The 26405-nt window shown below is 32.6% G+C and carries 18 protein-coding genes; 1 reads left to right on the top strand and 17 read right to left on the bottom strand.

What is annotated here, in order from left to right; translation table 11 throughout:
• Positions 1-20: 20 nt before the first annotated feature.
• Positions 21-7064, bottom strand: coding sequence for a T9SS type A sorting domain-containing protein (locus HPY57_09980; protein NPV12107.1), 7044 nt, complete (start codon positions 7062-7064; stop codon positions 21-23).
• Between the two features lie 276 nt (positions 7065-7340).
• Between HPY57_09980 and HPY57_09975 the strand changes: the two genes are divergently transcribed.
• Positions 7341-8294 carry a serine hydrolase gene (locus HPY57_09975; GenBank protein NPV12106.1) on the top strand — a complete coding sequence of 318 codons (954 nt, stop codon included), beginning with the start codon at positions 7341-7343 and terminating at the stop codon, positions 8292-8294.
• 92 nt (positions 8295-8386) lie between these two features.
• On the opposite strand, the gene HPY57_09970 is transcribed toward HPY57_09975, so the two are convergent.
• The 16 genes from HPY57_09970 to HPY57_09895 form a co-directional block, all read right to left on the bottom strand.
• Entirely contained in the window at positions 8387-9856 is a 1470-nt protein-coding gene (locus HPY57_09970; GenBank protein ID NPV12105.1) for an oligosaccharide flippase family protein, read from the bottom strand.
• Between the two features lie 24 nt (positions 9857-9880).
• On the bottom strand, positions 9881-10792 hold the full coding sequence (locus HPY57_09965) for a radical SAM protein (protein ID NPV12104.1): 912 nt from the start codon (positions 10790-10792) through the stop codon (positions 9881-9883).
• Positions 10793-10801: 9 nt separating this feature from the next.
• On the bottom strand, positions 10802-11653 hold the full coding sequence (nadC, locus tag HPY57_09960; GenBank protein ID NPV12103.1) for a carboxylating nicotinate-nucleotide diphosphorylase: 852 nt from the start codon (positions 11651-11653) through the stop codon (positions 10802-10804).
• Positions 11650-12057 (bottom strand): acyl-CoA thioesterase, encoded by a 408-nt coding sequence (locus HPY57_09955; GenBank protein NPV12102.1) that lies wholly within the window; start codon positions 12055-12057, stop codon positions 11650-11652. The genes nadC and HPY57_09955 overlap by 4 nt, the downstream gene beginning before the upstream one ends.
• Positions 12041-12568 (bottom strand): hypothetical protein, encoded by a 528-nt coding sequence (locus tag HPY57_09950; GenBank protein NPV12101.1) that lies wholly within the window; start codon positions 12566-12568, stop codon positions 12041-12043. Before HPY57_09950 ends, HPY57_09955 begins: the two co-directional genes overlap by 17 nt.
• Positions 12568-13518 (bottom strand): acetyl-CoA carboxylase carboxyltransferase subunit alpha, encoded by a 951-nt coding sequence (locus tag HPY57_09945; protein NPV12100.1) that lies wholly within the window; start codon positions 13516-13518, stop codon positions 12568-12570. The genes HPY57_09950 and HPY57_09945 overlap by 1 nt, the downstream gene beginning before the upstream one ends.
• 2 nt (positions 13519-13520) lie before the next feature.
• On the bottom strand, positions 13521-15497 hold the full coding sequence (locus HPY57_09940; GenBank protein NPV12099.1) for a glycosyltransferase: 1977 nt from the start codon (positions 15495-15497) through the stop codon (positions 13521-13523).
• A 1-nt stretch (position 15498) separates the two neighbouring features.
• A complete protein-coding gene (locus HPY57_09935; GenBank protein NPV12098.1) occupies positions 15499-16221 on the bottom strand; it encodes a polyprenol monophosphomannose synthase in 723 nt (240 codons plus the stop codon).
• Positions 16218-17321, bottom strand: a complete 1104-nt coding sequence (locus tag HPY57_09930; protein ID NPV12097.1) for a DegT/DnrJ/EryC1/StrS family aminotransferase — start codon at positions 17319-17321, stop codon at positions 16218-16220. The genes HPY57_09935 and HPY57_09930 overlap by 4 nt, the downstream gene beginning before the upstream one ends.
• 257 nt (positions 17322-17578) lie before the next feature.
• Entirely contained in the window at positions 17579-18982 is a 1404-nt protein-coding gene (locus HPY57_09925; protein ID NPV12096.1) for an undecaprenyl-phosphate glucose phosphotransferase, read from the bottom strand.
• A 3-nt stretch (positions 18983-18985) separates the two neighbouring features.
• Positions 18986-20152, bottom strand: coding sequence for a glycosyltransferase family 2 protein (locus HPY57_09920; protein NPV12095.1), 1167 nt, complete (start codon positions 20150-20152; stop codon positions 18986-18988).
• 8 nt (positions 20153-20160) lie between these two features.
• Complete coding sequence (locus HPY57_09915) at positions 20161-21285, bottom strand: glycosyltransferase family 4 protein (GenBank protein ID NPV12094.1); 1125 nt, start codon at positions 21283-21285, stop codon at positions 20161-20163.
• Positions 21282-22550, bottom strand: a complete 1269-nt coding sequence (locus tag HPY57_09910) for an oligosaccharide repeat unit polymerase (GenBank protein ID NPV12093.1) — start codon at positions 22548-22550, stop codon at positions 21282-21284. The genes HPY57_09915 and HPY57_09910 overlap by 4 nt, the downstream gene beginning before the upstream one ends.
• A 1-nt stretch (position 22551) precedes the next feature.
• Positions 22552-23991, bottom strand: coding sequence for a flippase (locus HPY57_09905; GenBank protein ID NPV12092.1), 1440 nt, complete (start codon positions 23989-23991; stop codon positions 22552-22554).
• Complete coding sequence (locus HPY57_09900; protein ID NPV12091.1) at positions 23991-25166, bottom strand: glycosyltransferase family 4 protein; 1176 nt, start codon at positions 25164-25166, stop codon at positions 23991-23993. Before HPY57_09900 ends, HPY57_09905 begins: the two co-directional genes overlap by 1 nt.
• An 8-nt stretch (positions 25167-25174) precedes the next feature.
• On the bottom strand, positions 25175-26401 hold the full coding sequence (locus HPY57_09895; protein NPV12090.1) for a hypothetical protein: 1227 nt from the start codon (positions 26399-26401) through the stop codon (positions 25175-25177).
• Positions 26402-26405 lie beyond the last annotated feature (4 nt).

The following is a 26405-nucleotide window of genomic DNA, read 5'->3' as shown; positions in this document are numbered from 1 at the left end:
TTCTCTGAGTTATATCCATCTTATTTCACCAAAATCATTTTCTTTACATCGTTGAATTTCGAAGTTTCGATTCTATAGAAATAAACACCAGAAGTAAGATTTCTTGCATCGAATGTAATCGAATGATAACCAGCTTTAAGCTCTGCATTTATCAAAGTTGCTACTTTCTCTCCAAGAACATTATAAACTTCGAGCAATACTTTTGAATTCTCCGGTAATCCAAATTTAATAATCGTAGATGGATTAAATGGATTTGGATAGTTCTGACTTAATTCATAATTAGCTGGAATAATAACTTTTTGTAATGTTAATGCGTTAAGACCTTTGACATTAACCTCTTTCTCTTCTCCGTTTCTAATCAAATCTTCATAAATTTGTCCACCTACTCCATCACTAATTCTATACACTTCATCGCTGAAGTTTTCTAATCTAATTCTGATTGGATAACTCACAGCATTTAGTGAAACAATATAGTTACCAACTGCTTTATCCTCTACATATTTATTAGAATTGAACCTTACATCATATGCATCTGCTGGAGGTAGAGGAGGTAATTCATATTCTGCATTTATACTATTTAATTCAGCAAGATAAAGTCTTGTCTGTTTTCCAGCTGCATCTGTAATTACTATTGTTGGCCATTTATCGTCAACTTTCTGAGCATAAATGCTTTCCTTTGCAAGCATCATCGGATATGTAGTTGGCAGAGTGAGAGTTCCATTCTGTTTGACTTTCACCCAGTATCCTTTACCAACATTCAAATTATCTGCCTGTAAATAACCATTGTTGTATTCAAAGAATGGCGACTGAATTATACCTGCTGGAGATGTTGTTACACTATTAACTGGAACTGACTTATAGGCTGAACCAATTAAATTCCATCCTTTTTTAACTGGAATGTTTAATACATAATCAACCATTCCCTGGAATGTATGTTGTTCTTGTTGTGTAAATTTCAGCCAGTAACCAACACCTGGTTTTAATGTATCGTGCTTAACATAACCGAGATCATCACTAAATGTAAATGCATTTGAAGTGGCTGACGGGAATAGTTCACCTTTACTCATATTAGAAGTTTTTACAGGCTCAGATAATAAATTCCAACCACCTGTCGTCCAGAAAGAAACGGTTTGTGGTGTATTAACATCAACAAATGAGAAGTTAATGTTATAAACTGTATCAGTTCCTACAACTGTATCAACAAAGGCTTTCGCTGGATAAAATCCTGTTGGTGCAGAAGCCTCTACTCTATAGCTTCCTGAATATAATCCACTGAATAAATAACTTCCGGTTGAATCTGTCACTTGAGACATTAGCAAATTACTTCCAGGCATCTGATACAATTTCAAAGTTACGCCAGCATTATTTGGTGCACCATTTAGAGTGACCTGACCTGCTATTACACCAGTTGGCGGAGGTTCAACCGTAAACAGGTATTTAATTGTATTTTCAATCAGCTTTTTAGCTGAAGCCTGATCAGTCATTCCACCAATATTGAAAGTAAAGAACACATTATCTGCACTCAATGGGTTAGGATTCTTATCATTCACAATAATACCACCACTATCGGGATAAGTAGACCACGTACTGACTGGATACACTCTTGCTCCTGGTAGAACAGTCATAGCATCTCGTTCACCCAATCCAGTTCCACTGAAAGCTAAATTATCTGGAATCAAATTCGGAACACTATTAATTGGGTGAGAGGCTATTTTCTTATTCAAATTTCCGCCACTTACATCGCTTACCCATCTATCGACGAAAAGAACTTCCTGTCTGAATAATTGATCGTTAGTTCCTGTTGATCTATAGTTCCAACCAACTTCACCACCTTCGACCAAAGTTTTCTTTCCAGGAGTTTTAGCGAATGCTCTTATAGCATCTCTCTTTGCCTGATCATTGAATTGAACTGCTGTTTTTGGTCCTGCAGAAAGAATTAATACATCATATATTGTTAAGGAATTAGTATCCAGAGCAGAGAATGTGACCAAATCAGTATTATAACCTAAAGAATCTAAAGTTGTTTTGAATAAATTAGCTGAAACACCAAGAGGTGAAGTTAAATCAGCTGCTCCTTGTTTTTCATTGGATATTCTTCCTTCTAATGTTGCATCATCATCAACAACCAAAACATTTCCTAATGAAGTTGGCATAAAAACATTTATTGTTAAACTGCCGCCATTTGGTAGTAACGTATCTTTCTTGGTTGTTCTAAATCCTTGTTTTCTGAATTGGACTGAAATATCACCAGGATTTACGCCTGTCAAGGAATAATTTCCTGATGCATCTGTTGTTGTTACTTTATCAGGTTGATTAAGAATTTTTACTTCAACTCCACTATGATCAGTTTGACCATCTAAGGTAACAGTACCGCTAACAGTACCAGTTACAAGTGGGACGAAAGTAAAGTTAATATTGCTAATCTGCTGTCCACTTGAAAGTGTTGTATCCACTTTTTGAGTATATGGAAACCATCCAGTTGGTGCATAAGCGGTAATTCTATAAGGACCGGCATATAATGAATCAAAACTATAACTGCCATCAGGTGCAGTATAAGTTGTCTTACTTACAGTTCCACTTAGTCTTACTTCAACACCACCGCTATTTGGAGCACCCTGTAATGTTACCGTACCAGAAATTCGACCGAGTGGTGCACTTTCTTGATTAAATAAATACTTTACAACATTTTCGATCAACTTTTTAGCTAGAGATTGATCAGTAATTAATGATATGTTAAATGTAAAGAACACATTATCCGCACTTGATGGATTGGGTGTCTTATCATGAATAATAATTGATCCACTATCAGGATAAGTAGTATAGGTTCCAGCATGGTAAATTGTCTTTGGCTCCCAGTCCACTCTCATCGCATCTCTTATAGAATAGGTTGTACCTGTAAATGCAATATTATCTGGTAAAACATTTGGAACATTCCATATTGGATGATCAGGTAATTTCTTTTTCAGTGCAGCAGTTGTTGCATCACTTACCCATCTACTTGTATAAAGGACTTCTTTTCTAAACATTGAATCTGCAGTCGTTGATGTGCTTCTAAAGAAGTAACCAAGTTCACCACCCTCTGCTAATGTCTTACCAATAGTTGTTGCATATCTTCTGATTGCGGCCCTCTTAGCTGCATCGTTAAATATATTAGTTGTTTTTGACCCTGTTGAAAGAATAACCAGATCATAATTGGCTAACGCATTTGTATCAAGTGCTGCGAAAGTTACAAGATCGGTATTATATCCAAGAGAATCGAGAACTGTCTTAAATAATGTTGCCGATGCACCTAATGGTGTAGTTAGATCAGCTTCTGTAGATTTTTCAGGGTTAATTCTATCAGCTTCAGCAACATCATCATCTATAACCAATATATTGCCAAGAGTTGGTGTCAATGTCATATTTAAAACAAGTGTTCCACCATTAGCCAGCACTGTATCTTTTGTCTTACTTCCATAACCTTGTTTTGAGAATTTAACAAGTACCTGTCCTGGCATTACGCTATCAATCTGATAATTACCAGCAGCATTGGTTGTAGCTTGTTTACCAGGTTGATTTAGTACCTGAACTAAAACACCACTATGATCACTTTGACCCTGAAGTGTAACCTGGCCAGAAATTGTTCCAGGAAGAATCGGAACAAATGTAAAGTTTATATTGGAAATTTGATTATCATTTACCACAGTATCAACAAATTTACTTGCGGGGAAATATCCAGTTGGTGCGATTGCTGTTACTCTATATGGTCCGTTGTATAATGAATCAAATGAATAACTACCATCTGCTGCAGTGACAGTTGATTTATTTGCTGTTCCAGTTAAATTGACAACAACACCACTATGATTTGTTGCGCCCTGAAGAGTAACAGTTCCCGATATTCTTCCTACAGCTGGTGTTTCCCTTGCCATTAAAAATTCAGCTGTATTTTCTATTAATTTCTTCGCAATTTCCTGATTGGTCATCGAACCAATGCTGAATGTAAAGAATACATTATCTGCACTTGTTGGATTAGGATTTTTATCCCGTATAATTATACCGCCGCTATCCGGATGTGTTGACCAGGTACTTACTGGAAATACACGAGCACCAGGCAAGACTCTCATCGCATCCCTTACGCCAAATCCAGTTCCTGTAAACTCGATATTATCAGGGATTGAATGTGGATAATTATTAATTGGATGTGTTGGAATTTTCTTGTTCAATAATCCACTGGAAGCATCACTAACCCAGGCTTCCGTAAAGAGAACTTCTTGTCTGAATAATTGATCATTTGTTCCCGTTGATCTGTAGAAATATCCAACTTCACCGCCTTCAACCCATGTTTTCTTTCCGTCCAGCTTCGCAAAATTTCTAATTGCATCTCGTTTACCTTGATCATTAAAGATCGCAGATGTCTTTGTTCCAGCCGAGAGAATTACAATATCATAATTCATTAAAGTATTTGTATCGAGATTTGCAAATGTTACATAATCTGCAAGAAAACCAACACTATCCAAAGTCGATTTGAATAACATTGCAGATGCACCAAGCGGTGCTGTCAAATCAGCTTTAAATTGCCCTTTTTCAGGACTAATTCTCTCAAATTCACTTACATCATCATCAACAACCAGAACAATTCCTCTCGTTTGAATTATATTAAACTTAAAGTATCCACTGGCAGGTAAGTAAGTTATATTTTGACTTAATGAAATATCTCTTGCAACAACTCTATAAAAAATAGAATCGCCGATTGCTACTTGGGTCGTGTCTGAATTAAAGAAACCTTCCCAATTGTTACCTGTAGTTTTTGATAAGTTAAATCGTTTCCAATTTGCTGTTGTATTTTTATACCACTCAACCCAAACACTATCAACTCCAATATTATCAGTAACAACTGTTCTTACTTGTGCTGGCCATCTTATGAATGCTTGATCACCGAGCGCATTATGAGTAATAACTGGAAATTCTGTATCTGGAATAATTAAGAAACTGTTGTATCCTGAAGAACTCGGGTGATATCCAAAATTAGGTGAAGTTGCTAAATCTTTAGCACCTATCCTATAATAAACTGTATCTCCTACATTTAACAGAGTGGATGAAATATCAAAAGCGCCACTATAAACATTATTACCCTGTCCATATAACCTAAATTGTCTAATTACACCATTTGAATTTACTTTATAAACAACCCAAACAGAATCAACCCCAATATTATCAGTAACTGTAGCGGTTACCTGAGGAGGCCAGGTCTCTCGATACTGATTTGGTAAAACAGTATGTGTAATTACAGGAGGTTGATTATCTGTTGCAGCTTCAAATTGGAAGACTTCACCGGGTGCACCACCTGGTAAAGTTGCAAAGCTTCCAACGCTGTCTTTTGCATAAATATAATATTGATAGATCGCAGGTAGCCCATTTCCTGGAATGTTTGCAACAAAACTATCTGCTGCAACTCTTGACATTAGAAGAGAATCAAATGCCCCTGTTGTTCCTCTTCTCCAGAAAACTTTTGCTTCTTGAATTCCTACACTTCCAGTAATCTTAGCAGCGACAGTGTAGGGCCCATTAAGATTTTCTGTGTTTGGTAATTTTGTATGATTAATTTGAATAAAGAAAACTTTTGCTGTATATGCTTGATGATATCCTAATCGATTATCATTCCAGAATGGCCAGACAACACCATTTTTAGCTGTTATTCCAATATAATCTCCCTGATACCCTGATGCCAGACCCGCAATAGCTCTTGGTAAGTGGGCTCTATCAGATACTTTTATATCTTCCCAGGTATTGCCACCATCAAGAGATCTGGATAAATAAACTTCTGTTGAATCATTGTTCGGATAATTTCTGCTGTCATAATAAACGATATTTACCGAACCATCTGCTGGGTCAACTGCTATTGCTGGGAACCATTGGTCACGATTTGCTGGCTCGGAGTTAACTTTTACTGGTGCTGACCAAGTAGCTCCAAAATTAGTTGACTTTATAAGATAAACATCTGGTGGTTGACCAGTTGCTGGTCTTGCAGCATAAGTGATGTAAATCCATCCTCTGCGAGGTCCATTGCTATGATCTACTGCAATATATGGGAATGAATTAACACGAATAGAATTTCCACCTTTCGTTAAGTTACCACGAATATCGTTAATATTCTGAACAACTAATTGTTGCGTCCAGGTTAAACCACCATCAGTAGATTTAGCAAAAGCTACATGTGAAGTTGTTAATGTACTTGTTGGATAATGAGTAAATGCAGCAACAACATCACCATTAGTTCCGACAGCTAAATTTACACCTTGGTGCAAATATCCCGATGTACCACTCATATTTACAGGTGCAGAGAATGTCAATCCACCATCTGTCGAACGTGAGAACTCAAGTTTTCTGTAGTTTGGATCCGTACTTCCAAACTCAGTATATGCTGTATAAATATATCCATAATATGGTGAAGCTGGATTTACATCAATTGCAACCCAGTTTTTATCTTCATCAGGACCTGGATTTGGTACTGCGACTTTAATGGGCCAGGTTAATCCATTGTTTGTTGATTTTAATGTTACAAGATCACCTGCCGTACTGCTGTATTCAAGTGTATTGAAATACATATTTCCGTATTGATCAAACGCAACAACAGGATCAGAACGATAATAACCTGAAGGTATTCCTGGTAATGAGTCGCTTCCATACCAGGTTTGTCCACCATTAGTAGTCACATAAAAACCTTGATTGACATATGAAACTGTGGATGAATTGTTCGCAGCGTTTGACCCACCTAAGAGAATATTAGGATTATTGGGATTGACTGCAATGTGCACTTCTGATTGCGTCATTCCACTATTAGGCCAAACACGGATATTTGGATATACCGTATAAGTTTTATCTGCAGTAACTGTTCGTATTGGTTTAATATTTTTTAATTCATTTTGAATTGCTTCAAAATCAATTTTAATCTCTTCTTGATTCCCTGTTTTGGCTGGTTCTAATCGAAGGAAAGGTTTGCTCCATCTTTCTTCATCTTGAGCAAACAAGAAAGAATTTAGTAACAAGAAAGTTACTAAGACCAATGAGTAAATTTTTTGTCTCATCAAATCCTCCTGATGATTTTTGTAATTATTTTACGAACAAATTTTTTGAAGAAGACTTAATTTTCATCGATCTATTTATTAACGAAGCCCCACTGTCAAGATATTGATCATCCTCACCATCTCTTTTATTCAAATTTATCATTTTTAAATTTTAAAGTCAACAAATCGCCAATAAATGATCTTTAAAAAATTCGTATAGAGTTAATCATTGGTCATAATATGGGATATTTATGAATTATTCATATAATTTTGTACAAAAAGAGTGAGAGGAAAAAAATGAAAAATATCGTAATAGTTTTATCACTTTCAATTTTTATGATTGCTTGTTCATCCACTAAACAAATTAAAAGTCTTGAAGACAGCAAATCAAAAAGTAAGTATCAACTTGAAGAAGAAATAATCAATCTTTCAAATACTTATTCTGGACGCATTGGAGTATACGCAAAAAAATTAAATACGGGTGAAGAAATAAAAATTAATGCTGATTCTTTATTCCCAACAGCAAGCGTGATTAAACTACCAATTCTTGTAACTTTATTTGAAAAGGTAAAAAACGGAGAAATAGATATTCTCAAAGAAATATTAATTCCTGAAAAAGATAAAGTTGGTGGTGCAGGCGTAATTCAATATTTTGATGGAGATACAAAAATAAAACTGATAGACGCAGCAACATTAATGATTATTCTTTCTGATAATACTGCAACCAATGCAGTGATCGATCAATTTGCTGAGAAACATGATGATAAATTGGAAGCTGTAAATTCAACAATGGAGAAATTAGGACTTCGACACACTAAATTACTTAATAAAGTTTTCTCTTACGCAACAAAGAAAAATACTCCCGAAGCAAAAAGATTCGCTCTGGGTTATTCAACACCATTCGAGATGGGGCAATTACTTGAGATGATTTATCGTCATCAGATAATTGATTCAAATTATTCAGAATGGATTATAAAGATTTTGAAAAATCAACAAGACGATACAATGATTAGAAGATTTTTACCCTATGATCAATTAAAAGAGAATGAAAATATTGTTGTGGCAAACAAAACTGGTGCTGTTGATCGCGCAAGAATTGATGTAGGCATTGTTTATTCACCAAAGTGTGATTTTGTGATTGCAATTTTTGCTGATGAAAGCAACGATACATCCTGGACACATGATAATAAAGCTCAAAATGCTGTTGCCAAGACTGCGAGACTTATATATGATTATTTTAATCAGAATTAGATTAGAAATTTAGTTTATTCTAATACTCTTTTTGAAAGAAAAATTATTTGGATTAGTGAAAATTACTTTTTCACAATAGGGCGAAATTTACTTTACAACTCTATTCTTTTCAATAAAAAATAATAAAATTCTCTAATCCATCTTATTTCAATTAAACCAAATATTCCCAAAGAGAATAAGTATAAAGCAATAATTAAAATTTTCAAGAGTAAAGCATTAATAAGGTTGAAATCATTTACAAGCAAAAAGACTACATAACTTAAAATTGACGAAATCCCAATTAAAAAAATTTTTCTCCATTCATATTTAATTCTGTAGAACCTTTGAGATAAGAAATACTGAAATACAGCCATTGCAAAGTAAGCCAACAAAGTTGCATAAGCCGCACCTAACATTCCGATTAATGGAATTAAAATAAAATTTGAAACCACATTAACGATAGCGCCAAGACCAGAGACTAACGGCATATATTGAGTTTTCTTCTGAATTTGAATTCCCGCCAAAAAGTTTATATAAAATCCATTAAACACATAAGCAAGTAAAACTATTGGAACGATATATAAACCATCCCAGAAATCTTTCCCGATCAAATAGAATCCAAAGAATTTAATTCTCACTAAGTCCTCTATGAAAAGTGAGAGAATTATAAAAGTTGTAAAAGCAAAAAGAGTAAAATATGTAAAAACTTTTGCGAAGAGTTCTTTTGCATTTTCTTTTAGAGACTGCTTCAAATAAAACGGCTGCCAAGCGTATTGAAACATTGAGACAAAAAGCATCATAAAGATACCAAGTTTGTAATTAGCTTGATACACTCCAACAGTACTTGCGTCAGTTAGTGCAAGCAAAATAGGTCGATCAATTACTTGAGTGACAATCGACGCAAGACCAGCCGGAATGAACGGTAAACCAAACTTTAACAATGCTTGAAGGATTGATTTATCTATTTTCGATTGATAAGATTTTATCAAATCTGGCAGAAGCAAAACAAATGTGAACAATGAAGAACCAAAACCTGCAAGAAATACACTTAAAGGTCCAAGCTTCCAGATAAAAATTCCAACGATGTTCAATACAACATTTGAAATGATATTGAGCAATTTAAAAGAAGCAAATCTTAAAGCTTTATTATGAAACCTCAATCTTGCGAAAACTACATTTGAGACTGCATCGAAGAATAAAATTCCAGCAACAAAATATACAATGGTTAATTGACTTTTCTCTAAACCAAATAAAATTGTTAAAGGCTCTTTGAATATTAAAATCAAAATGGATAAAAGAAAAGATGTCAAAAAAACTGAATTAAAAGCTGTACTGAAAGTTTGTTTCTCATTTCCAAGCTCTTGAGTTGAAGCATATTTCAAATAAGCTGAATCCATTCCATACAGATAAATAATATTGAAGAAAGCAATGTAAGCATAAACATTTGTGATTATTCCATACTCAGCTTGAGAAAAAACATTTGTGAAGAATGGAACAAGTAAAAAACTTAAGAACCTTCCAACTATCGTTGAGATACCGTAAATAGCAGTTTCTTTGCCCAGTTGCTTTAATTCTTTTTTCAATTAAAATCTCCTGATTGAAAAATTTTAAAATACAAGCTCAAATCCACGATGCAGTCCAATTTCTTTGGCGTAATTAACAACTTGAAAGTATTCCTTGCTTGTAATTGTCCTATCAATTTCAGGGAATTTGCTCGCTAAATATACAGGCCTGTATTGATCCATAATATTCACATAAGAATCGATTGAAATTTCTTTTGCGATAAAGTCCAAAACTTTTCTTGACCCAGATACATCATTCGGTAAAACCAAATGACGAATAAGCAATCCTCTTTTCGCAATCCCCGATGTGCTTATTTTCAAATCACCAACCTGACGATGCATTTCTTTAACAGCTGGTCGGACAATATCCCAATAATTGGAAATGCCAGAATATTTCAATCCATTTTCATTAGATGAATATTTTATATCGGGCATATAAATATCAATTATCTTATCCAGTAATTTTAAAGTCTCAACTGATTCATATCCGCCACAATTATAAACCAGAGGAATTTCTAAACCTCTTTCACGAGCAATAATTAATGCATCTACAATTTGAGGAGTAAAATGAGTTGGAGTGACAAAATTTATATTGTGACATCCTCTATTCTGAAGATAAATCATCATATCAGCTAAATCATTAATAGAAACTTCTCTTCCAATGCCATAATGACTTATATCATAATTTTGGCAAAACTTACAATCAAGATTGCAATTCGTAAAAAATATTGTTCCTGAACCAAATCGCCCAACAAGCGGCGATTCTTCACCAAAATGAGGTGCGTAACTTGAGACCATCGGCAAATAACCTGACCTGCAATTTCCATTATTGGATGTTCTTCTGTCAACACCACACTCATTTGGACATAACTTACAGGCTTCCAAAAATTCGTAAAGTTTATCCCGCCTTTCTTTTAGTTCTTCCAAACTGATTTCAGAAATGTATGAGGGAAGCATAACAAAAAACTATTCGATTATTTCTAACGAAATATCAAGTGCTTTAGCTGAATGAGTTATCGCACCAACTGATATATAATCTACTCCACATTCCGCTATTTCTCTGATGGTATCGAGTGTAACTCCACCAGAAACTTCAATTTCAACTTTGCCATTCACAAGTTTAACTGCATCTCTAATTGAGTCAATTGAAAAATTATCCAGCATTACTCTATCAACACCGCATTCAATTGCTTCTTTCAATTCAATTAAATTTTTGACTTCAACTTCAATTTTAAAATTTGTCTTGTGAACTTTATTGTATTCTTTACACAAATTTATTGCTTGAGTAATTCCACCCGCTGCAAAGATGTGATTATCTTTAATCAAAAACATATCGTACAAGCCAAAACGATGATTTTCTCCGCCGCCAATTTTAACAGCTAACTTATCAAGGTAACGCCATCCAGGAATTGTTTTTCTTGTATCTAAAATTTTAGCTTTTGTACCTTTGACCTGATTTACAAACTTATTTGTTAAAGTCGCAACTCCACTCATTCTTTGAAGGAAGTTCAGAAGAATTCTTTCGTACTTTAAAATTTCTCTCACATCTCCAGTGAATGTTCCAATGAAATCACCAGAATGAATTTCATATCCATCAGAATAAAAAGAAAAGAATTCAACATCATTTAAAAAATTTTCAGTAATCAGCTTAATGACTTCCAGTCCAGCAATTATTCCATTTTCTTTACAAAGTAAATCGGCTCTAACATTTTTAAAATCTCTGAATATTGCTGATGTCGTAATATCCCCGTCGCCTATATCTTCTTTTACTGCGAGTTCAAAAATTTCTTTTATCTTATTTAAATCTAAGTAAGTCATTTGCAATTAATTGCTTCCAAAAATTTTGCAGGAGGTTTTGTTGGCTTTAAATTATTTTTTTTAACCCACGAATGTTTAGTATAACCTTCTGAGAGTAACTCATTGTTTTCTTCGGAATAAATTTTATAGGATAGATAGATGCGAGCTCCTTGAAAATTTTCTAGAGTAGTTTCAATTCTAATTAATTGATCATACTTGATTGGCTTTATAAATTTTGCATAACAATCTGTAAGCGGGAGTAGGTATCCTTCATTCTCAAGTTCTGCGTATGGCAATCCTAAGCTTCTAAGAAGTTCTGTTCTTGCGATTTCAAAATATTCAAAATATTTAGCGTGATGAATAATGCCCATTTGATCTGTATCAGCATACCTTGGGCGAAGATAGGTTTTATGCACGAAGCTCATTTAATCTCTTTATATATTGTCTGACTACATCTTGATAAGCAATATAGAGATCATATCTTTCTAAAAATTGAAACTTTTGTTTAATGATCTCAAAAGGAGAAAATTCAAATAAAGCCTTTGGAGAAAAGATTATTGGTAAATTAAAATTTGGATGTTGAAACCACATTCCACTTTGATTATTCAAAAAAGTTTGACCAAAGTATGCACCAAAACTAACAGTCAATCTATCAAGATCATTTGGAGTGAGAGATTTCTTTTTGAACAGATCATTAATAACCTGGTCAAGTATCCTAATACTACCCTCTGAATAATCAAGCATTATATCAAAAGTTGTCATCACTGATTCAGTACAAATCTGAGCTTCTCTCTGCATTTTCTTTTGTAGCTGTTCATCTTGAAAATCAGGTACATATGAAGGTGACTCTACTGTGGATGTCTTTTTAGTATCCACGATAAAATAAATGGTGATTCCAGCCACCATTATCATTAGAATTAAAATGATGAGGAACATTATTCTATATATACTCCCATATTTAAAAACTTTTCAATGCGCATTTCGATCAATTTATCAATTTTAATTTTCTTTAATTTGTTAAGCTCATCGATTAATGCTTCTTTCAATATAAGTGCGGCTTGTTCAGGATTTCGGTGAGCACCACCTCTCGGTTCTGGAATTATCCTGTCAATTATTTTGAATTGAATTAAATCTTTTGCTGTTAATTTTAAAGCTTCAGCTGCCTGTTCTTTATAATCCCAGCTCCTCCACAAAATACTTGAACAAGACTCAGGCGATATAACCGAATACCAGCAATACTCAAGCATTAAAATTCTATCACCAACTCCAATTCCAAGCGCTCCACCTGATGCACCTTCACCAATTATCACAACAATAATTGGTACTCGAAGTCGGGACATTTCAAAAAGATTTCTTGCAATTGCCTCGGCTTGTCCCCGTTCTTCTGCACCAATTCCGGGATATGCACCCGGCGTATCAAGGAAAGTGATAACTGGTTTTTCAAATTTCTCAGCGAGCTTCATCAATCTCAGTGCTTTTCGATAACCTTCAGGATTCATCATTCCAAAATTTCTGTAAAGATTTGATTTTGTATCCCTGCCTTTCTGCTGACCAATTATCATTACAGTCTCGCCGTTTAGTTTAGCAAAACCACCAACTAAAGCCTTATCATCACCAAAATTACGATCACCGTGTAGTTCTATGAAATCTGTCGTAATTTTTTGAATATAATCTAGAGTGTAAGGTCTTTCAGGATGCCGAGCAATTTGAACAATCTGCCAGCGACTTAAATTATTGTAAATTTGATCCTGCAGCAGCTGAACTTTTTCTTCGAGACTTTTTATTTCTTCTTCAATGTCAAGTGTATCGGAGAGTTTTTTCATTTCCTGAATTTTTTGTTCGAGCTCGATTATAGGTTTTTCAAAATCCAGTATAGTTTTTGGCATAATCACCTCAAATAATTTTGAATTGTCTTAATCAGAATTTCAATATCAAGCCAGATATTTTGATTTTTCGCATAATAAATATTTAGTCTTTCTATCTCTTCTTCAGTCAGATTTTTATTTTCATTGATCTGGACAATTCCAGTAAGTCCAGGCTTACCAAGATAAATGTTAGTTTCTCTACTCCCGATTGGTCTACCAACAAAACTAAATTTTCCTCCAAGAACTTTGAATAAATATAACAAATTATTCCACTTCTTAGAAACTAAATATCGAATCAAAAAAAACGGATAAAGTGTAAACAATAAAATCAAACCGAGAGAAATATCGAAGGCTCTTTTAATGAACCTGTGAATTGGCATCGAAATATTGTATTCAATTTCAATCAAAGGAAGTTCATTTAATTCGAGGACATCTTTTTTACTAATGATAAAATCATAATTTTTATCGGCAAGATGAAAGTGAACATTCTGGTTCTGATTTGCTGAGACAATTGAAAGTATTTGATTGTATGGAAGAAAATCGGATGCAAAAATTACTTCTGTAATTCCTTTCTCGCGGATTACTTTTCCCAAAGTGTCTAAGCTTCCAATTATTTCCACTTCATTAATTTTTTCTCCAATTCTTTTTCTATCTCGATCAATTAAGCCAACGACATCATAATAATAATTGTAAGATTTTCTCAATCGGTTGATTAATTCAATTGCGGCATCATTTGTACCAACAATCAAAGTATTTGCTTCAAATAATGATTGCCTGGAATCTTTTGGATACTTGAAAATAATTTTCAAGAGTATTCTCCAGCCAGGCAGAACAAAAAACAAAAAGACATAAGTAATTAAAAGTATCGCTCGACTGAATGCATAGTCTTTAAAGAAATAAGTCAATGAACTCGTGAACAAAAAACTAATTAATAAAGACAGATAAAGTTTGGAAATAGGAAGATTTTTGATTTGATACGAACCAAGCAAATATGCAATTAGAATGAAACTTCCGGCTGGAACAATGAAAACTGTCGGATATGCATAATCCGGGAAACCGCTGAACCCAGAAATTTTAATGTAAATTAACTCAGCTGCCAAAACGGAAAGATTAAATAAAATGAAATCAATTACGATAGCCAGCAAAATCAAAGATCTTTTTCCAATAAAAGCCAAAAAACTCCGTAAGTTTATAGCCATTTGTAAAATAATTTCAATTAACCAGCTGCCTGAAAAATGTTTACGTACAAAAAGACGCATCGCATCGTAAAAATGCTTCAGCTCATCAATGTTGCTTCGTTTTGTACTTTCACCTTTGAAATGAATGATCTGAGTTGAATGGACATAATAAACTTTGTATCCAGCCTGTTTAACACGATAACAATAATCTAAATCTTCACCATACATAAAAAATGTTTCATCCAAGCCACCAATTTTTTCATAGACTTCTCTCCGCAAAAACATAAATGAACCACTTACAGCATCAACTTCATAGGATTGATTTTCATCTAAATATGTCAAATTGTATCTGGCAAATAGTTTTGATTTTGGAAAAAGTTTACTCAATCCAATTATCTTTGTGAATGCGACCCACGGAGTTGGGAAACTCCTTCTGCAGGCTAATTGAAAAGTTCCATCAGGATTTAAAATTCGACATCCAGCCAGTCCTACTTCTGGATGATCCTCCATAAAATCAATCATTACTTTAAATGTATTCTCTTCCACAATTGTATCAGGATTAATCAAACAAATAAATTTGCCCTGAGAAATTTTCAGACCTAAGTTGTTAGCCTTGCTAAAACCTAAGTTTGTTTTTGATTCTATTAAAATTACATCAGTAAAGTTTTTTTTAATTAATTCAATACTTCCATCGTCAGACGCGTTATCTACGACTATAATTTCACTATCAATTTTTTCTGTTGCTTTCTTAATTGAAAGCAAACAATTCTGAAGGAAAGCTTTTACATTATAATTAACTATTATAATTGAAAGCTCTTTCATATTAACGAAGCATTCCAATCAAACTTTGAATTCTTAATTTCCAGACCATCCAGGCGGCTTCAATTACAATTTTTTTACTCATTTTGGATTTACCCTTAACTCGATCTGTAAATACAATTGGCATCTCACAGATTTTAAATCCTTTTCGATAAGCTTTAAAATTCATTTCGATTTGAAATGCGTATCCATTGGAACGAATTTTATCTAGATCAATCGCTTCAAGAACTTTTCTTCTAAAGCATTTGTAACCACCAGTTGCATCTTTCACTGGCATTCCGGTAATTATCATAGTATAAAGATTTGCAAAAACACTAAGGAATAATCTGCTAAGGGGCCAATTCAGGACTCTAACACCATCTTTATATCTTGAACCAATAACAAGATCACATTCCTGAATTCTTTTTAAGAAATTTTTAATCTCTTTTGGTTCGTGAGAAAAATCTGCATCCATCTGTAAGATATATTCATAACCTTTGCTTAAAGCGAATTTAAATCCCTCAACATAAGCTGTGCCAAGTCCAGCTTTTTTTGGTCTTGTCATCAAAAAAATATTTTGATGTTCTCTCTGGAAATTACGAACAACATCAGAAGTCCCGTCCGGAGAATTATCATCAACAATTAAAATATCTATCTCGCCATTAGTTCTTTTTAGAATTTCTGGAATAAGTTTCTTAATATTTTCTGACTCGTTATAAGTCGGAATGATTACTATTGCCTTATTCATTTTGAGTAAAATTCCTTAATAGAATTTGTGATGTAATCAATTTCTTCAACTTTTAAGTCAGGATGCATTGGAAGTGAGATTACATTTTTAGCTGCTTCTTCGGCAAGTGGAAGCGAACCTTCATCTGCAAATCCTTTAAATGCTGGTTGAAGATGCAAAGGGATTGGATAATGTATGGCAGTGGGGATATTTTTACTTGCTAAAAATTTTTGCAATTCATCCCGATTTTCAACTTTGATTGTATATTGATGAAAAATATGTTTTGAATAATCAGGAAAAGTTGGAGTAACTACTTGCTTAAGACCTTTTAATCTTTCTGAATACAAATTTGCGTTTTGAATTCTTTGATTATTCCACTCATCAATGTATTTTAATTTAACATTCAAAATTGCTGCTTGAAGTGCATCAAGTCGTGAATTCATTCCAAGTCTTTCGTGAAGATATCTTACCTTCGAACCATGATTTGCAATCATCCTGACTTTTTCATGAATTTCATCGTTGTTTGTTACGACCATTCCACCATCGCCATAACAGCCAAGATTTTTACTCGGGAAAAAGCTGATGCAGGCAACATCTCCAAATGAACAAACCTTTCTACCTTTATATTCAGCTCCAAATCCTTGTGCTGAATCTTCGATTACATAAAGATTATATTCTTTTGCTATTGAAAGAATTTCATCCATCTCTGCGGGATTTCCGTAAAGATGAACAGGCAATATTGCTTTTGTCTTTGGTGTGATTTTCTCTCTGATCTTTTTTACATCTATATTGTATGAAACTGGATCAATATCAACATACACTGGTTTAGCTCCAAGCATCACAATAGTTTCTGTCGTTGCAACAAAAGTAAATGGCGTGGTAATGACTTCATCATCTTTACCAATGCCTAAAGCCATCATTGCGATCTGAAGTGCGTCCGTTCCATTTGCAACACCGACAGCGTATTTTACACCAAGATATTTTGCTGCTGCTTCTTCAAAATCTTTTACTTTCTTTCCAAGAATAAATTGAGTTGAGTCTAAAACTTCTTGGATTGCTGTATCAATCTCTGATTTAATTTTATCGTATTGTCTTTTTAAATCAACCATTTGAATGTTCATATAAAACCTCATTTTTTGATTTTTAATTGTGATTTTAGATTTCCGTTATCAATCTGAGTTCATCGAAGTTTGACAGCGAGTGAAAAACATAATTTCAAAGGTCAGACTACCCTTCGATGTACTCAGGGTGACATTCCCTTCGTCAAGCTCAGGGTGACATTCCCTTCGACACAACATTTTTTCAAAACTTTCAAGCTCAGCATATCATACTTCAACTGCGACAAGTTCAAACTGACAAATTTCCCATTTACAAAAGGTCAATCCTGAAAATGTCCTTTACCAAAGAGAACAACAAAAATAGTTCTGAACAAAATTTTCAAATCCATTCTCAATGAAATATTTTCAATATAGTATAAATCATACTGGAGTTTCTTCTTTACATCTTCAATTGATTCATCATACTTATGTTTTACCTGTGCCCATCCAGTTATTCCCGGCTTAACTTTAAGTCTTCGCTTATACAATGGAATTTCTTTTGATAATTTTTCTACAAAATAGGGTCTTTCTGGTCTTGGACCGACAAGACTCATTTCACCACGAAGTACATTGATAAACTGCGGGATTTCATCAAGTCTGAATTTTCTTAAAATTTTTCCAACTCGAGTAATTCTTGGATCATCTTTTGTAGACCAAACTGGACCTGTATGTTTTTCAGCATCCTTAAACATTGAACGAAACTTATAAATTTTAAATTCTTTACCATCTTTCCCTACACGAATTTGCTTGTAAAAAACAGGTCCTTCTGAGTCAAGTTTGATTGCAATCGCAACTAATAAAGTAATGGGCAGAGTAACAATTAAAATGATTAATGAAAAAACGATATCCATCAATCTCTTTATCTTTCTTTCCCATACCGGCATCAATTGTGGATTTACTTCGATTAATGGAATTCCATATAGCTGATTTGTTCTCGCCTGCCCGCTGATTATTTCATATAGATCAGGGACAATTTTAATTGTCAGATCATTAAAATCACACTTTGCAATTACATCAAGCATCAGTTCATGTTCGTGTTTATCGAGTGCAATTATCACTTCTTTAACATTGTATTCATTTACAATTTTCTCGATTTCATTAATTCTTCCTAAAATTTTTCCATTTCCATCCTTTATTTCGGAATTTTCATCAACCAGAACGAAACCAATTACATCAAGACCGAGCGCTTTAGCACGATTCACATCATTAAAAACCTCTTTGGCTTTTTCGTTGTATCCAATAATGATTGTATTCCTTCGACCAATACCTCGAAGTAGCAGATTCCTTTGCAAGCTTCTGACAAAAATTCTTCCCGAACCAACAAAAAGCAGGAAAATACCCCAGTAAATAAAAATTAAATATCTTTGAGTTGAACCCGACGGTGCCGATAGATCATCAATAAAAATTAAAAAGAATAAGATCATTACACCGACAAATGAAGTTTTAAAAAGTAATGTAAGTTCATCGAAGCGTGAAGCGGCAAACCAGGTTCTGTACATTCCTACAAAAAGAAAAATAAGAAACCAGTAAAAATATATTACAAGCATCGGGAGTAAGAACTCAGGTCTTGAAATCAATTGAAACCAACCAGTCTCAACACGAAAATAGAAATAAACAATATAAGCTAAATTTATTGTGATGAAATCTGTAACAAGTAAAAGTATTTTTTCGATTGACTTAGACATAAATTATCTCGGAGTTGACTGCCATATTAGTGAATGCTTTTTCCTTAAGAATTTAAAATAACCAATTAATAAAGCAAGATTAGTAATTAAAAAATATGAGATAAGCGAAATTATTCCAATTCTTATTTTAATTTTTGAAAACAAATAACCAATTAAACCCAAACCATAAACAATCACTTGTAAATAAAGCAGGTATTTGAAAAATAAATGTTGTTCAAATATCAAAACATTAACGATAAACAACAAAATTAAAATAAAAGGCAAGAACCATCTTATAATCTTGTGAGACCAAAATGCATAACTCAAAATTATATTCTTATTAAATAATAAATCTCTAAAAAAACTGATTGTTTGGAAATTAGTAGCTGCAAATCTTACTTTCCGTCTAAATTCTGTTTTGACATCTCTTGCAACATATTCAAATGCGACAGCTTCTGGTTCGTAGATAAGCCAATAACCTTGTTTAATCACATTAAGTGAAATAAAAAAATCGTCCGTTACTGGCTTATCTAAAGGTACTTTTACAAATAATGATTTTCTGATTGCAAATATTCCGCCATTTGCTCCGATTAAAATTCCCAATTTACCTTCAGACTTCTTAAGAATTGTTTCGTATTGCCAGTATCTTTTTTCTTCAACTCCTTCCTTAATATGTTCATGAGTTTCAACCAACTCTAATCTTCCGCTTACACCTCCAACTCTTTTATCATTAAAATATTGAACCATTTTTTTTATTGCATCCTGATGAAATTCTGTATTAGCATCAGTAAATATTAATATTTCGTTTCTGGCGTAATCAACAAGGTCATTTAAAACACCTGCCTTACCACGACGAGCATTGAAAATAAAAACTCTTAATTGAGGAATTGCATTTTCAAGGTTCTTCAAAATTTCATTTGTTCTATCATTTGAACAATCAGATCCTACTAGTATCTCAATTTTATCCATATCATAATTTGAGTTCAGTATATTCTGAACTCTTTTCTCAATAACTTTTTCTTCGTTATAAGCAGAAATTAGAATTGAAACTTGCGGGTAACTTTCATTTGAAATTTCAATTTTCTTTTTGAATAAAATTGATAAGATGTAAATGAAAACCGGATATAATATGTAAGAATTAATTACCAGTAAAATTAAAGCGAAAAAGGTATATGTAAGAAAAGTTTGCATTACTAAAATCACGCTTTAATTGAGTTTATTATGTTCATAAAAGAATTCATAGTATTCTCTCTTGAGTATAGTTTTGAGTGTTCAATTGACTTTTCGCTTATTGCATTATAAAATCTCTGATCGGAATTCAATTTAAGTATAGAATTAAAAATTCCATCAACATCATCAGGATCATGAAGTAAAGCTGCATCATTTAGAATCTCTTTTAATGCATCACAATTTGAAGCAATAACTGGAGTTCCACAAGCCATAGCCTCAATTGGTGGAAGCCCAAAACCTTCGACATACGATGGGAAAATTAAAGCAAATGCTTTGTTATAAAGAAGTAATAAATCACTATCATCAGCACCTTGAATGATGGAAATAATATTTGATCGCTTCTCCAGTTCCTCTTTAAATTCATTAAAACCAAAACCAGGTCTTCCTACAAGAACTATCTTAAAATCAAGTTTATTTTCATTAATCTTATCCGCAAGCTTTATAAACAATCCAATATTTTTTCTTTTCTCAAGAACCCCGACATAAAGCAAAAACTTCTCTGGTAATTTAAGTCTTGATTTAGGTATTAATGATAATAATTCGTCTTCACTTAATTTTCTAAACTTTTCTGAAAAAGTATTGTATACGATTTTTATCCTATTTTCTTCTAAATCAAAGTAATTAAGAATTTCACGTTTCGACGCCTCTGATATAGTTATAATCAAATCAGAACTCTTTATTGAAGATGGGAGATAAATCTTTAAGTAATTTTTATAAAAGAATGGGAAAAATTGGGGATGAGTTAAAGGCATTATATCATGAACGATAGAAATTCGAATTACATCTTTCAGTTTTTTCGTAGTTGGAATTAAAATATTTGGTCCTATTAATACATCAATTTTATTTTGTCTAATAACAGGAGGCAAAAAATAATTTAACCAGATTGGAGTGAAGATTTTACCATTGATGAATTTCTTATTAAGATTAATGTAAGTGTAAAAATCATTTTTAATGTGAGCAAGCTTTAGATTAGAAATTAAGAAGTATTGACTTTTCTTATCATATCCTGGAATTTCATTTAGAATGTTTAATAAATATCTTCCAATTCCAGTCATTTGCCTTTCTAGTACTCGACAATCGAATGCAATTCTCACGCAAAAACTCCATCTAATCGTTCCTGATAATTATATACAATCATCTTAGTAACCATGTAAATAACGACAAAATCAAAAACAAAATAAAGCCAGGTTATCAGTGGAATAAAAAATGAGAACACAACAATTATCACAAACATTCCATAGACCGAGATTGTATGTAATGAAGGACGCAATCTCATTCTGTAGTAAAAATGTGAGATCAGAAAACCAATAACGAATGGGAAAAAGAAACTTCCAAGAATTCCAAAATCTCTGTAAAAGATAAAGAAGGTAGTGTAAGTATTATAAAATGGAGAAAGCAAATGCGGAAAATCAGAAATGAAAAAGTGTTCTTTCAAGGTATGTTTGAGACCCGAAAGTGCTGTCAAGAAATCAAAAGTATATAAACCATAAGTGTGATCTTGCAACTTTGAAACTGCATACGCAAAGTTTTCTACACTCATAACCAGATACATATACGGCTCGGTAATCACTGCATATTTAATACTGATTTTCATATTTGAAAGGTAATAGAGATAATAAACAAAAAGCTCACTCTCTCGAATTGTAGATAAACCAAAAATTAAAGCGATCAATGGAATAAGTATTAAAAAGAAATTTTTGAGATTAAATTTAGTCGTTCCATAGTAGATATAGACTAAGCTTAATATTATTCCAATGACTAGACTAAATCTCTGATAAAGCAGAAAGAAACTCCCAAAGGTAATGATGAAATAAACAGCAAATAAAAATCTTTTCGTCTGAATTTTAAATTTAATCCAGTAAACAATGATTAAATACAAGATTAACGGAGTAAGGTGAATAAAAAGACCAAATCCAAAAATTCCCCAACCAACTCTCGTAATATTTGGTCTATAAGTAAATGCTGGAATATAACCGACAATCATCCAAATTACTAAGTATGAGATAATATAGCTTAGGAATAATGCAGTAATACCAAGTGAAAGTTTATTTTCATCGAGAGATTCTGCTTTCATTAAATGAATTCTTCCATCGGCAATGCTTTGAATTTTTGTCTGGAAATAAATTGTATAAACAACAAAATTTCCAAGCAAAAAAGATATTAAAGAAAGAAGCACAATAAACCAGCTGAAAGAATCCCATTCAAATTGATAATAACTTAATTTTAATTGACTTAGAAAAAGAACTATTGCCCAGATGAAAGTGAATAACTTAGCAGGAGAAAATAAGTCACTCCCTTTCCATAAGAAGGATATAATCACAAATACTAAAATGCTCAAAAATAAAATTATTAATTCCATCTCAAAAAGAATTTCTTAACTTATTCACAAGCGATTGTATCAATTCTTTCTCGTCTTTATTTAGAAAATAGAAAAAGATGATTAAAGAATAGAATGTAATGAAAATCAAAATTTGCAATACAAAATTAATCATTAAAAAGTTGAGTATCAGAGTTATTACAATAAGGCTTAAAAATATAAGAACTAAATTTTTAATGTTGATTAACCACTTATGAAAATCTTTAGCCATAGCAAGGAAATAAACTATACCCACAAATGAATTAATAACCAATGAAACGATTGCGGCACCTTTAGTATCGTATTTTGGAATGATAATCGAATTAAATATTACATTTAGAATAGTTGCAGAAATAACTGTGTACATTCTTAGAATTTGTCTGTTTGAAGTGGTAAGCATTAGTGCAAAAGGTTCAAGTGTAAATCTAACAAATAAAATTAACGCGAATATTTTCAGAACAACTATTGCATCGAAAAATTGATCGCTCCGGTAAATCAAATGAATAATCTCATCTGCATAAACAAATAATATTATTGAAATTGGAATTACAACCATAAACAAAATTCTTCCCATTGAACTTCCAACACGCAACCAATCTTCTTTTTTTTCTACATATAATCTTGAAAGTGTTGGTAAAAATGAATTTATCAATATATCCGGTACAACTAAAGGCAGCATTATTAATTTAAAGACAGACTGATAAATTCCAACTGAATATTCTCCTTTTATTTTAGCAAGAAGGAGTGTATCGATTTGAAAGAACAGATAACTAAACACAAGGTGCAGACCAAAAATTAGAGCTTTACTTTTTAATAAACCTAAATTGCTTAAATCAATTTTTAATTTTATAGAGCTGTCCAATCTTTTTAAGTAAATGTAGCTAAGAACAATTCCTAAAAATCTCGTTAAGCAAAATGCTCCAGCAATAATAACTAAATCGGATTTTAAGTAAATAAGAGCAACCGTTACAAAAACCAGTAATGAATTAATTATTACCGAGACTCTGGACTCTAAACTAAACTTTTCATACCCTCTAAAAATTCCAAATAAAAAATTATTTAAGGAAGTAAAGACAAGATAGAAAGCAAAAATTAAAATTAAATTAAATGCTTTTTTACCTAAGGGGAATATTTGTGAGATAAATATCATTAGAACAAATGCTGATACAACAAAAAATAACTTTATCCCAATAAGTTTTTGAATATACTCAACTCTTGATTCTGAATGAGCTGATATCTCAGTAATTAATAAAACATCAAGACCAAAATCGGCAAGAATTATAAATGTAGTCGCAAGAGCATGAGCAAATGTAAATTGACCAAATTGTTCGGGTCCATAAAATCGGGCAAGAAACCAGAATAAAAAAACATTAGCAAATAATCTGGAAAAAATCGTTATCGTTGTATAAAAAGTATTTTTGCGTATCCTTGTTGTGACTGTCATTAATTTTTTACCAGTGACTGATAAACCGAAATTAGTTTTTGATAATAATTCTCTTTATCAAAGTGCTTTTTAGCGTATTCAAAACAACTTTCACTCATTCTGAAATATTCTTCATCTGTAATTGAATAAGCTTTAATTATTACTTCCTTTAAACTTTTAAAATTTCCTGGTTCAAAAATAAATCCGTTGTTACCATCATCAAGTAATTCTTTCAAACCACCTAATCCTGATGTAATAATTGGTTTAGATAAAGAAAGTGCCTCAACTGCACTCATTGAAAGAGTTTCATAACATTCAGAAGGTATGATTACATATTGAGAATTTTCTATTAACTCTCTAAGTTCAGCACCCGTTTTAAAACCCAGATACTCAATATTTTTATTTGAATTAAATTGTTCAATAAGTTTAGCAAATGGACCAGAACCAAGAATAATTATTTTTATATTTTTCAATTGAGAAAAAGCTTTGAGAAGAGTTAATAAACCTTTCTCTCTATCTAACCGACCAAAGTAAAGGAAATAATCTCCTCTCTTTCGAGTAAACGAAAATGTATTCGTGAAATTATAAAGTACATAAGATTTGCTTTCGATCTCTGGATAATATTCTAAAAACTTTTGTTTGGTAAATTCACTAACAAAAAGATAAGCATCAAAGAATTTTGAATGCGGGAAGAACAAATCTCTTAAATAGCTTTCAGAAACAACTATCGAGCTTTTCAAATATCCATCAGGACTGCATTTGTTTAGTATACCTTCATAATATTTACCAACTTTACATTTTTCACAGATTTCTTTTTTCCCATTTACAAATATTCCAACAGGACATAGTAATCTAAAATCATGAATTGAAGCTACAATTGGTATGCGATATCTTTTAATTACTGGAAGAATAGAAAATGTAATTCCGCCAATAATGTTGTGAATGTGGACTATTTCTGGCTTTTGATCACTTAAAATCTTTTCTAAAATCAATTTTGATTTGAAAGAATAGAAGCGATTAAAAAAAAATTGGCTTTCAGAAATTAAATAATCAACTTTGGGCGGGCTGTTGTCGTTATATTTACCGACGGTAATTATGTTGTGATTTTTAGACCTAAGAAGCTCAACCAAACTAAAAAAAACTGTTTCCGCACCACCTCGATTATAAGTGTAATTATTTATCTGAAGAATTTTCATCAAAAAAATTATAATGTCTTCGATTTACCGAACTTTAACCAGCCTGTAATGTATTGATATTTTTCCGGATCAGATACTTTTAATTTTTCAAACATTTCTTTAGTAAATACAATTAAAATTCCTAACACAAGTGAAGATACAAATCCAATCAAAAAATAAATTCTAATTCGTGGTTTTGCTTTCTTCTCCGGTGGACCTGCTTTATCAAGTACGAGAACACTTGGAGTATTTCTCACCTCTTCTACTTTTGCCTGCTCATACAAAGGTTGAATGAACTCAAGTATTTTATACTGAATTTCCAGATTTCTGTAAATCTTTAGGTATTCATTTGCGAGTTTTGGTGCAGTTTTAAATGGTATTAGAAGTTTTACATCTTTCTGAGAAACATCTGTGCCTTGATTTAATTGTTCGATCTTTTTTCTCAATTCATCAAGATTAGTTTTGGCATACTTTGTAAGTGGATGATCCTGACCATAGTTTTGTTTGACTACATTATATTCAACTTCTTTCTTATACATTTCAAGATAAATTTCAGCCATTGATCTAACGGTTGCTTCGATCTGTTCTGGAATTGCCATCACGCCGTATTTCTGCTGAAACTCTTTCATTTCTGTTTCAAGACGATTGATGTCTTCTAAATTCTGCAAATATCTTTTTTCAATAAATTCACGATTTGCTTTTGCATTTGTTACACTTAGCTGAGTATTAACATCATTCAATCTTTCGACAAGATAATTGGCGATATCAGCAGCTTTCTTAGGATCTTTGGAATAAACGGTTATTGTCAGATTCCCTTCTTCCTGAATCTCGAGTTCTAAATTTTTCTGCCATTTTTTTACAACATCTTCGTAATAGTCATCTTCCATTTTGTATTCTTTTCGCAAGTCAAATTTTTTAATTACATCATCTGTAATAGTTGCACTTTTTAATATGGCGATATATTTGTCGAGCTCAGTAGGTTCTCCAGTTATTGCAGAAAGTCCACGAGCTGCACGAGATGCACCAAAGCTTTTTGTTAGATTTGAAAGACCAGTTAAGGTTGAAAATAAATCACTTTTTTCGGCCGGGAGAACTGAGACAGTTGCTTTATACCACTTAGGAGAAACTAAAGCGATACTAATTGAAATTAAAGATATACTTAAAATAAAAATCGCTAAAAATTTTCGGTACTTAACTAAAACTACAAGAAACTCTACAAATGATTTTCCAATTGTTGCTTCGTTTTTACTTTCCATCAAT

The sequence above is a fragment of the Ignavibacteria bacterium genome (assembly GCA_013177855.1).
Taxonomy (GTDB): domain Bacteria; phylum Bacteroidota; class Ignavibacteria; order Ch128b; family Ch128b; genus Ch128b.
This window is presented reverse-complemented; position numbering and strand designations above follow the sequence as displayed.

What these genes read in the sequence shown, in the direction of transcription:
- HPY57_09900 (NPV12091.1), bottom strand. Translation starts at nt 25,166, where the DNA reads ATGAAAATTCTTCAGATAAATAATTACACTTATAATCGAGGTGGTGCG.
- HPY57_09940 (NPV12099.1), bottom strand. Translation starts at nt 15,497, where the DNA reads ATGAAAGAGCTTTCAATTATAATAGTTAATTATAATGTAAAAGCTTTC.
- HPY57_09910 (NPV12093.1), bottom strand. Translation starts at nt 22,550, where the DNA reads ATGGAATTAATAATTTTATTTTTGAGCATTTTAGTATTTGTGATTATA.
- HPY57_09925 (NPV12096.1), bottom strand. Translation starts at nt 18,982, where the DNA reads ATGTCTAAGTCAATCGAAAAAATACTTTTACTTGTTACAGATTTCATC.
- HPY57_09950 (NPV12101.1), bottom strand. Translation starts at nt 12,568, where the DNA reads ATGTTCCTCATCATTTTAATTCTAATGATAATGGTGGCTGGAATCACC.
- HPY57_09905 (NPV12092.1), bottom strand. Translation starts at nt 23,991, where the DNA reads ATGACAGTCACAACAAGGATACGCAAAAATACTTTTTATACAACGATA.
- HPY57_09955 (NPV12102.1), bottom strand. Translation starts at nt 12,057, where the DNA reads ATGAGCTTCGTGCATAAAACCTATCTTCGCCCAAGGTATGCTGATACA.
- HPY57_09945 (NPV12100.1), bottom strand. Translation starts at nt 13,518, where the DNA reads ATGCCAAAAACTATACTGGATTTTGAAAAACCTATAATCGAGCTCGAA.
- HPY57_09980 (NPV12107.1), bottom strand. Translation starts at nt 7,064, where the DNA reads ATGAGACAAAAAATTTACTCATTGGTCTTAGTAACTTTCTTGTTACTA.
- HPY57_09935 (NPV12098.1), bottom strand. Translation starts at nt 16,221, where the DNA reads ATGAATAAGGCAATAGTAATCATTCCGACTTATAACGAGTCAGAAAAT.
- HPY57_09975 (NPV12106.1), top strand. Translation starts at nt 7,341, where the DNA reads ATGAAAAATATCGTAATAGTTTTATCACTTTCAATTTTTATGATTGCT.
- nadC (NPV12103.1), bottom strand. Translation starts at nt 11,653, where the DNA reads ATGACTTACTTAGATTTAAATAAGATAAAAGAAATTTTTGAACTCGCA.
- HPY57_09895 (NPV12090.1), bottom strand. Translation starts at nt 26,401, where the DNA reads ATGGAAAGTAAAAACGAAGCAACAATTGGAAAATCATTTGTAGAGTTT.
- HPY57_09930 (NPV12097.1), bottom strand. Translation starts at nt 17,321, where the DNA reads ATGAACATTCAAATGGTTGATTTAAAAAGACAATACGATAAAATTAAA.
- HPY57_09965 (NPV12104.1), bottom strand. Translation starts at nt 10,792, where the DNA reads ATGCTTCCCTCATACATTTCTGAAATCAGTTTGGAAGAACTAAAAGAA.
- HPY57_09920 (NPV12095.1), bottom strand. Translation starts at nt 20,152, where the DNA reads ATGCAAACTTTTCTTACATATACCTTTTTCGCTTTAATTTTACTGGTA.